Origin of the sequence: Corallococcus llansteffanensis (assembly GCF_003612055.1) — a bacterium.
GTDB lineage: Bacteria > Myxococcota > Myxococcia > Myxococcales > Myxococcaceae > Corallococcus > Corallococcus llansteffanensis.
Genome location: NZ_RAWB01000575.1, coordinates 1 through 6,287, shown reverse-complemented (window position 1 = coordinate 6,287; position 6,287 = coordinate 1). Strand labels below are relative to the sequence as shown.

The window sequence follows — 6,287 nt, the reverse complement described above, 5'->3', positions numbered from 1 at the left end:
GGAAGCATCCCCGGCGGGTGGAGGGGCCTTCGCGACCACCTGCCCCTGCGGGGTGACCGCATAGGCATCCCAGGCATCAAGGACCCGGATGCGCGGCCCACCACACCGCCGGAAGTCCTGGTGCACGGCGACGTAGTACAAGCCCGGCGTCGGCCCGATGAACACGGCGACCAGCAGGCCCTGCTCCGGGGTTGAACACCCCTCGAACAAGGTGGGGTCGGTGTTCGTGCGGATCAACTCGCGCACGGCTGCTGCCGCGGCGACCACGGCTCCAGCCTCCATGGGCTGTCCTACGAGCGTGGCCGAGCTCTCGTCTGGCCATTCAATCGGCGTCTTCCAGGCTGTCGACCGCGCGGCACAGCCCACGAGCATCGCGACGAGTCCTGCTGCCAGTCTCCTGACCATCATCCATGACTCCTATTCGCGCAGCAGTTGCAGCGGCCCCTGCGTGCACCGGGGCGTCGCATCCAACCGACTCAGCGTCGGCGCACAGGTCCCCAGGAGGATCCACCTGCGTCGGCGTCCACTCCACTGCTCGACCTCTCCGGTGGGGAAGTAGCGCAGGTAGACACGCGTCCCATCACCGCGCTCCGCCACCAGTGCGGAAGCCATTTCGATGGCCACCCCCTTGAACAGGGCCGGCGCGGGATTGCCCGGAACGAGACGGACCACCGCCATGGCGGTCATCGGATCGAACGCGTCGGTGGGCCAGGCCAGGAGGTCCACCGATGAGGGCGGACTTCCACACGGATGATTGTGGATGAATCCCACCACCCAGACCTGCGAAGCCGGGTGGTCATCGTCTTCGACCTGGAGCGGTGCGGAGCAGCGTGCATGACTTCCCCGAACCGGCTCGGAAACCCGCCAGGACAGGGACTCACGCCCTCCGGTGACATAGACCGTCGCGCAATACTCCGTGGACAACCCCTGGATGGGTCGCCGGGTCGCCGGGTCGCACGTCCGGGCCCCGGGACGCTTGAGGAGCGCATCCGCCACGTCTCGCAACAGGTCGATGGGAATGGACCTGTCTTCTACCGGCATCTCGACTGCGGGAATCTCCGCCCAGGGACCTCGAACGGTCTTCGCGGCCGCGACGCTCGTTGGAGCCGGAGTCGAGGCCGCGCACCCCACGAACAGTGACACCCACAGGCAAGGCAGCGCGAATCGCACGGCGCATCCTCCCATGTCCCGGGAGCAGCGCCCACCGCTTCACGGCTCACTACTACGCCCCCGGCCCCAGTAGTTCAGGGAGCCGGGACCTCGTTCGCGGACGCGGAAGGCGGCGGTTCGGCGCCCCCCTCACCAGGAGCAGCAGGAGGAGCCTGGAGCGGAGGAGGCACCGCGGGAACACCTTCGTCGGGAGGGCCCGGAGACTCCGCGACCACGTCTCCCCGGGGGGTGACGGCGTAGAAGAACCATCCATCCAGGATGCGCCTGCGCGGCCCCGTGCATCGCTCGAAGTCGGGATCCAGCAGCACGTAGTAGAGGCCCGGGGTGGGTCCCGTGAAGAGCGAGACGTTCAGGCCATCCTCGGGGTGCTCGCAGCCAGAGAACAACCGGCGGGGGTTGGTCTTCACGAACTCGCGGACAGCGCCTACCGCGGCCTGCGCTGCCCCAGCGGGCATGGGACTCTCCACGGGCCGGGCCGACCGTTCATCTGGCCATTCGACGACGCCCTGCCACGCGGCAGCGGGCGGCCGACACCCGGACATCACCAACATGAGCCCCAGCCATCCCTGAACCTTTCGCATCCACCGTCCCCTACTCACGCAACAGCCGGAGGGAGCCCCCCTCACACCGGGGGGCGACACTGAGGCGACCGGCCAACGCCGGTGCAAAGCGCCCCAGGAGGATCAACTCGCGTCGAGCCTCGCTCCACTGCTCGACCTCACCGGTGGGAAAGTAGCGCAGGAAGACGCGGGTTCCATCGTTGGCATCTCGGCGGCGGGGACCTCGGGCCACGGTCCCCGAGCGCGCTCGGGCTCGGCGGACACGGCGGCTGGCCACCGATCATTGTGCCGTCGACATGACCGTGGGTGCAGAGGCCGAGGCCAGGCTGCTCAAGCCCTTGTCCATGCCCACCAGCCCCGACACGCTCCTGCGCCTGATGCGGCGCACTCCTCTGCCCCCGCTCAGAGACTCACGGGTCCTTGGCGAGTTGCCCCCGTCAAATCGGACAGCTCAAGCTTCTCAAGCGCCAAATCCAGCCCGGACGGCCAGAGCCGCTGGCTGCGCCGCTACTACGCCCCTGGCCCCAGTAGGTCAGGGAGCCGGCGCGGGGGTCGGTGTCTCCTGCACGGGAGACTCCACGGGAGGCTGCGTGTTGGATGCAGGGGGTGGGGGCGGAGTGAGCTGAGGCATGGGAACGGTGGAGGGCATTGGAGATGCCTCCCCGGGACCCGCCGGATCCTTCGCCACCACTTCTCCCCGCGGGGTCACCGCATAGGCATCCCAGCCATCAAGGACACGAAAACGCGATCCGCCACACCGGATGAAATCCTGGGACACCACGACGTAATAGAGCCCCATCGTCGGTCCCGTGAAGACCGTGGCCATCAGCCCCTGCTCCGGACTCGCACAACCTTCGAACAACTGAGGGAAGGGGTTGGTGCGGATCATCTCGCGAATGGCGCCTGCCGCCGCGAGAAGCGCACCGGCCTCCATGGTCTGTCCCACGAGCTTCGCGGAGTGCGCATCTGGCCAGTCCATCGGCGTCTTCCAGGCCGTCGGCCGCGCCGCGCACCCCACGAACAGTGACACCCACAGGCAAGGCAGCGCGAATCGCACGGCGCATCCTCCCATGCCCCGGGAGCAGCGCCCACCGCTTCACGGCTCAAACGTGCACGGGCTCTCCCCCCGCCGGGCCCGGTCCGTCGTGCCGCCGCGACGCGCGCTTTTCGGCGTCCCGCTCCACGTCCGCGCGGATGTTCTTGTTCGCCAGCGCTCCGCCCATCACGACCGCGGACAGCACCGCCAGCAGCAACAGGATGCCCACCACCATCGAACCGACGATGACCATGTGACCGACCTCTCTTGAAGGAGCCCGCGCCTCCAGGGCGCCCGCCACGTCCCCTCAAGGTGCGTCACGGCCATCGCTCTCGCAGCAGCCACACCTGGCAGGCCCTGCGGTCCCCCGTCCCCTTGTCCGATAGCGGCGGCCCTCCGCACGACGACTTCGACGTCGCCACCGCGTCCTGGTACGCACCAGGACATGAGCGTGCCCCGCCCCAACCCGCTGCTGTCGGACCGCGACGTGGACTTCCAGCTCTACGAGGTGCTGGACACCGAGGCCCTGTGCACGCTGCCCGCCTTCCAGGAGCACTCCCGCGACACCTTCGGGCTCCTGCTCGACAGCACCCGCCGCTTCGCCCGCGAGGTGCTCGCCCCCACCTACCGGCCCATGGACGCCGCCCCGCCCGTCTTCGAACACGGACGCGTGCGCGTGCATCCCGCCATGCGCTCGCTCTACGCCGGCATGGTGGACCTGGGCCTGCTCACCGCCACCCGCCCCTCCGACGTCGGCGGCCAGCAGCTCCCCCTCACCGTGCACGCCGTGGCCAGCGCCTACCTCATGGCCGCCAACCTGAGCGCGTATGGCTACCTGGGCCTCACGCACGGCGCCGCGCACCTGCTGGAGGTCTTCGGCACGCCCTTCCTGCGGGAGCACTTCATGGCCCGCCTGTACCGGGGCGAGTGGACCGGCACCATGGCCCTCACCGAACCCCAGGCCGGCAGCAGCCTGGCGGACGTGAAGACCCGCGCCACGCCCGCGCCGGACGGCAGCTTCCGCCTCCAGGGCTCGAAGATCTTCATCAGTGGCGGTGACCAGGACTTCACCGACAACGTCGTGCACCTGACCCTGGCGCGCATCGACGGCGCCGAAGGCGGCACGCGCGGCGTGTCCCTCTTCGCCGTGCCCGCGCGCCGGCCGGAAGGCGACAAGCTCGTCCCCAACGACGTCCAGGTGGCCGGCGTCATCCACAAGATTGGCTGGCGCGGCCTGCCCAGCCTCGTCCTCAACTTCGGCGAGTCCAACGACTGCCACGGCTGGCTCGTGGGCCAGCCCGGCCGGGGCCTGTCCTGCATGTTCCAGATGATGAACGAGGCGCGCATCATGGTGGGCCTCAACGGCGTCGCCACCGCGGCCGTCGCCTACCAGGAGTCGCTCGCCTACGCGCGCGAGCGGCCCCAGGGTCGCCCCACCGGGGCCCGCGACACCGGGCGCGCCCAGTCCCCCATCATCGAGCACGCGGACGTGCGGCGCATGCTGCTGCGCCAGAAGGCCATCGTGGAGGGCGGGCTCGCGCTGCTGCTCACCACCTCCACCCAGGCGGACCTCGCGAACCACGCGCCGGACGAAGCCACGCGCAAGCGCGCGCACCTGCTGTTGGACCTGCTCACGCCCATCGCCAAGACGTTCCCGGCGGAGAGGGGCTTCGAATCCAACGCGCTCGCGCTGCAGATCCACGGCGGCTACGGCTACTCCAGCGAGTACCTGCCCGAGGCGTGGCTGCGCGACCAGAAGCTCAACAGCATCCACGAGGGCACCACCGGCATCCAGGGCCTGGACCTCTTGGGACGCAAGGCGGTGGCGGGCGGCGGCGCCGCGCTGCACGCGCTCGACGAGGAGGTGCGCGCCACCACCGCGCGCGCCCGGGCCGCGGGCGTGGAGCCCGCCTGGAGCGACGCGCTGGAGGACGCGCTCCAGCAGGCCACCGCCCTCACGCTGGAGCTGGGCGCGCGGGGCATGGCGGGCGAGGTGGACGCGATGCTGCGCCACAGCGCGGACTTCCTGGAGCTCTTCAGCGTGGTGGCCGTGGCGTGGCGCTGGCTCGCGCAGGCCGCCGCCGCGAAGGAGGCCCTCGCGCGCGCGGCCTCGAAGGGCGCGGGCGCCTCCGACAGTGCCTTCTACGAAGGGAAGCTCGCCGCCGCGCAGTACTGGTTCGCGGTGGAGGTGCCCCGGGTGCCGCTGCTCGCCCACCTGTGCCGGACGGGCGAGGACTCGTACTCCCGCATGCACGCCGACTGGTTCTGAGCGCTCCAAGGCCCTGGCGCCGGACGGGCTCCCATCTTCCGCGCCGCGAGAGCCCGGCATCCGTCACAATGCGCGCATGTCGGTCTCCTTCCACCTGTGCCAGCCCGGTGGAGGCGCCTCGTGTGGTGCCTGCTGCGGCCTCTACAACTTCCGCGACCACTCGCGCGCGGCGCTGACCCAGCGGCTGGCCACGCAGACGGCGCGGCTTGCCCACGCGCCCCGGACGCCGGAGGCCTATGGCGAGGCCGCGCGCGAGCTGACCGCGAACCGTGGCGCCTCCGCGCTCTTCCCCATCGTGCGGGTGTGTCCCCTGCTGGGCTTCCTGGACGCGGAGCAACAGCGGGTGGGCTGCCTGGGCCACCCCCTGGTGACGGGTGGCACGGACCTGCGGGATTGCGGCGTCTACCGCGCAACCGTCTGCGAGACCTTCACCTGTCCGTCCTTCGGCTGGCTCACCGACGCGCAGGCGCGGCTGGTCCAGGCCGCGTGCGCGGACTGGTACCTCTATGGCCTGGTCATCACCGACGTGGAGTTCGTGCGCGGGTGCCTCAAGCTCCTCGAGTGGGAGCTGGGCGGCCCGGCCCGTCCGGAGCTGCTGCGCGAGCGCCCGGAGTCCCTCTCCGCGCTGCGCCGCCTCTTCGCGCTGAAGGAGACGGCTCCCGGGCGCGATGGGCAGGCCACGGTGTTCGGCCGCTTCACCCATGACACGGAGGGCGAGCCCGTCCCGCGCTCGCTCGACTACGCCGCCCTGGGCACGCGCGCCGCGCCCGAGGACGACGTGGTGCTGTGCCTGGGCTACACGCCCGCAAGCGCCCCGGAGCTGCTCGCCGCGCGGGAGCTGGTGCGCGAGCACGTGCGGGCCGTGGCGGCCACCTTCCCTGCCTGACTGGCTGCTCCTACCGAGCGACCAACCCCACCCCGACGCCGGGCGCTTGCAGCGACCGGGGGTCGTCCGCACGTTTGCCTGCGGGAGGAATGGCGGATGGGTGGACGCTGGGTGTGGATGGGAATGGTGGGGCTGTGCACGTTGGCTTCCGGATGTCGGGAGCACGACAGCCCGGACGCGACGGGGCTCCAGGCGACGCCAGTGCGGGACTCCACGGGCGGGGCGCTGTGGGTGCCCGCCAGGCCCGTCCTGGCACAGGGCACGACGGACGGCCTCCGGTCCCAGGCAATGGCCCAGATACCACCGGACACGGCGCCACCCCTGGGGACCAAACGGCTGCTGCGCGGCCCGCAGGCGGATGAACCC

General features: G+C 70.8%; 7 protein-coding genes. 3 read left to right on the top strand and 4 right to left on the bottom strand.

The window, feature by feature from the left end:
- The 4 genes from D7V93_RS35465 to D7V93_RS35440 all read right to left on the bottom strand — a co-directional run.
- Nucleotides 1-408: hypothetical protein (locus D7V93_RS35465; RefSeq protein WP_120647571.1), on the bottom strand; the 408-nt coding region annotated here is incomplete at its 3' end.
- Between the two features lie 9 nt (nt 409-417).
- Nucleotides 418-726: a hypothetical protein gene (locus tag D7V93_RS47035; protein ID WP_244237698.1), complete on the bottom strand. Its 309-nt coding sequence runs from the start codon at nt 724-726 to the stop codon at nt 418-420.
- A gap of 518 nt (nt 727-1,244) precedes the next feature.
- Nucleotides 1,245-1,625, bottom strand: a complete 381-nt coding sequence (locus tag D7V93_RS35455; protein ID WP_244237697.1) for a hypothetical protein — start codon at nt 1,623-1,625, stop codon at nt 1,245-1,247.
- A 1,208-nt stretch (nt 1,626-2,833) separates the two neighbouring features.
- Nucleotides 2,834-3,019: a hypothetical protein gene (locus D7V93_RS35440; RefSeq protein WP_120647567.1), complete on the bottom strand. Its 186-nt coding sequence runs from the start codon at nt 3,017-3,019 to the stop codon at nt 2,834-2,836.
- A 192-nt stretch (nt 3,020-3,211) separates the two neighbouring features.
- Between D7V93_RS35440 and D7V93_RS35435 the strand changes: the two genes are divergently transcribed.
- The 3 genes from D7V93_RS35435 to D7V93_RS46230 form a co-directional block, all read left to right on the top strand.
- Complete coding sequence (locus D7V93_RS35435; protein WP_120647566.1) at nt 3,212-5,035, top strand: acyl-CoA dehydrogenase; 1,824 nt, start codon at nt 3,212-3,214, stop codon at nt 5,033-5,035.
- Nucleotides 5,036-5,111: 76 nt separating this feature from the next.
- On the top strand, nt 5,112-5,921 hold the full coding sequence (locus tag D7V93_RS35430; protein ID WP_120647565.1) for a hypothetical protein: 810 nt from the start codon (nt 5,112-5,114) through the stop codon (nt 5,919-5,921).
- 96 nt (nt 5,922-6,017) lie between these two features.
- On the top strand, nt 6,018-6,287 hold a 270-nt coding region (locus tag D7V93_RS46230; RefSeq protein WP_208723261.1), incomplete at its 3' end, for a hypothetical protein.

Coding starts and splice junctions, on each gene's coding strand:
- D7V93_RS35440 (WP_120647567.1), bottom strand. CDS start 3,019: ATGGTCATCGTCGGTTCGATGGTGGTGGGCATCCTGTTGCTGCTGGCG.
- D7V93_RS35435 (WP_120647566.1), top strand. CDS start 3,212: ATGAGCGTGCCCCGCCCCAACCCGCTGCTGTCGGACCGCGACGTGGAC.
- D7V93_RS35430 (WP_120647565.1), top strand. CDS start 5,112: ATGTCGGTCTCCTTCCACCTGTGCCAGCCCGGTGGAGGCGCCTCGTGT.
- D7V93_RS35455 (WP_244237697.1), bottom strand. CDS start 1,625: ATGCCCGCTGGGGCAGCGCAGGCCGCGGTAGGCGCTGTCCGCGAGTTC.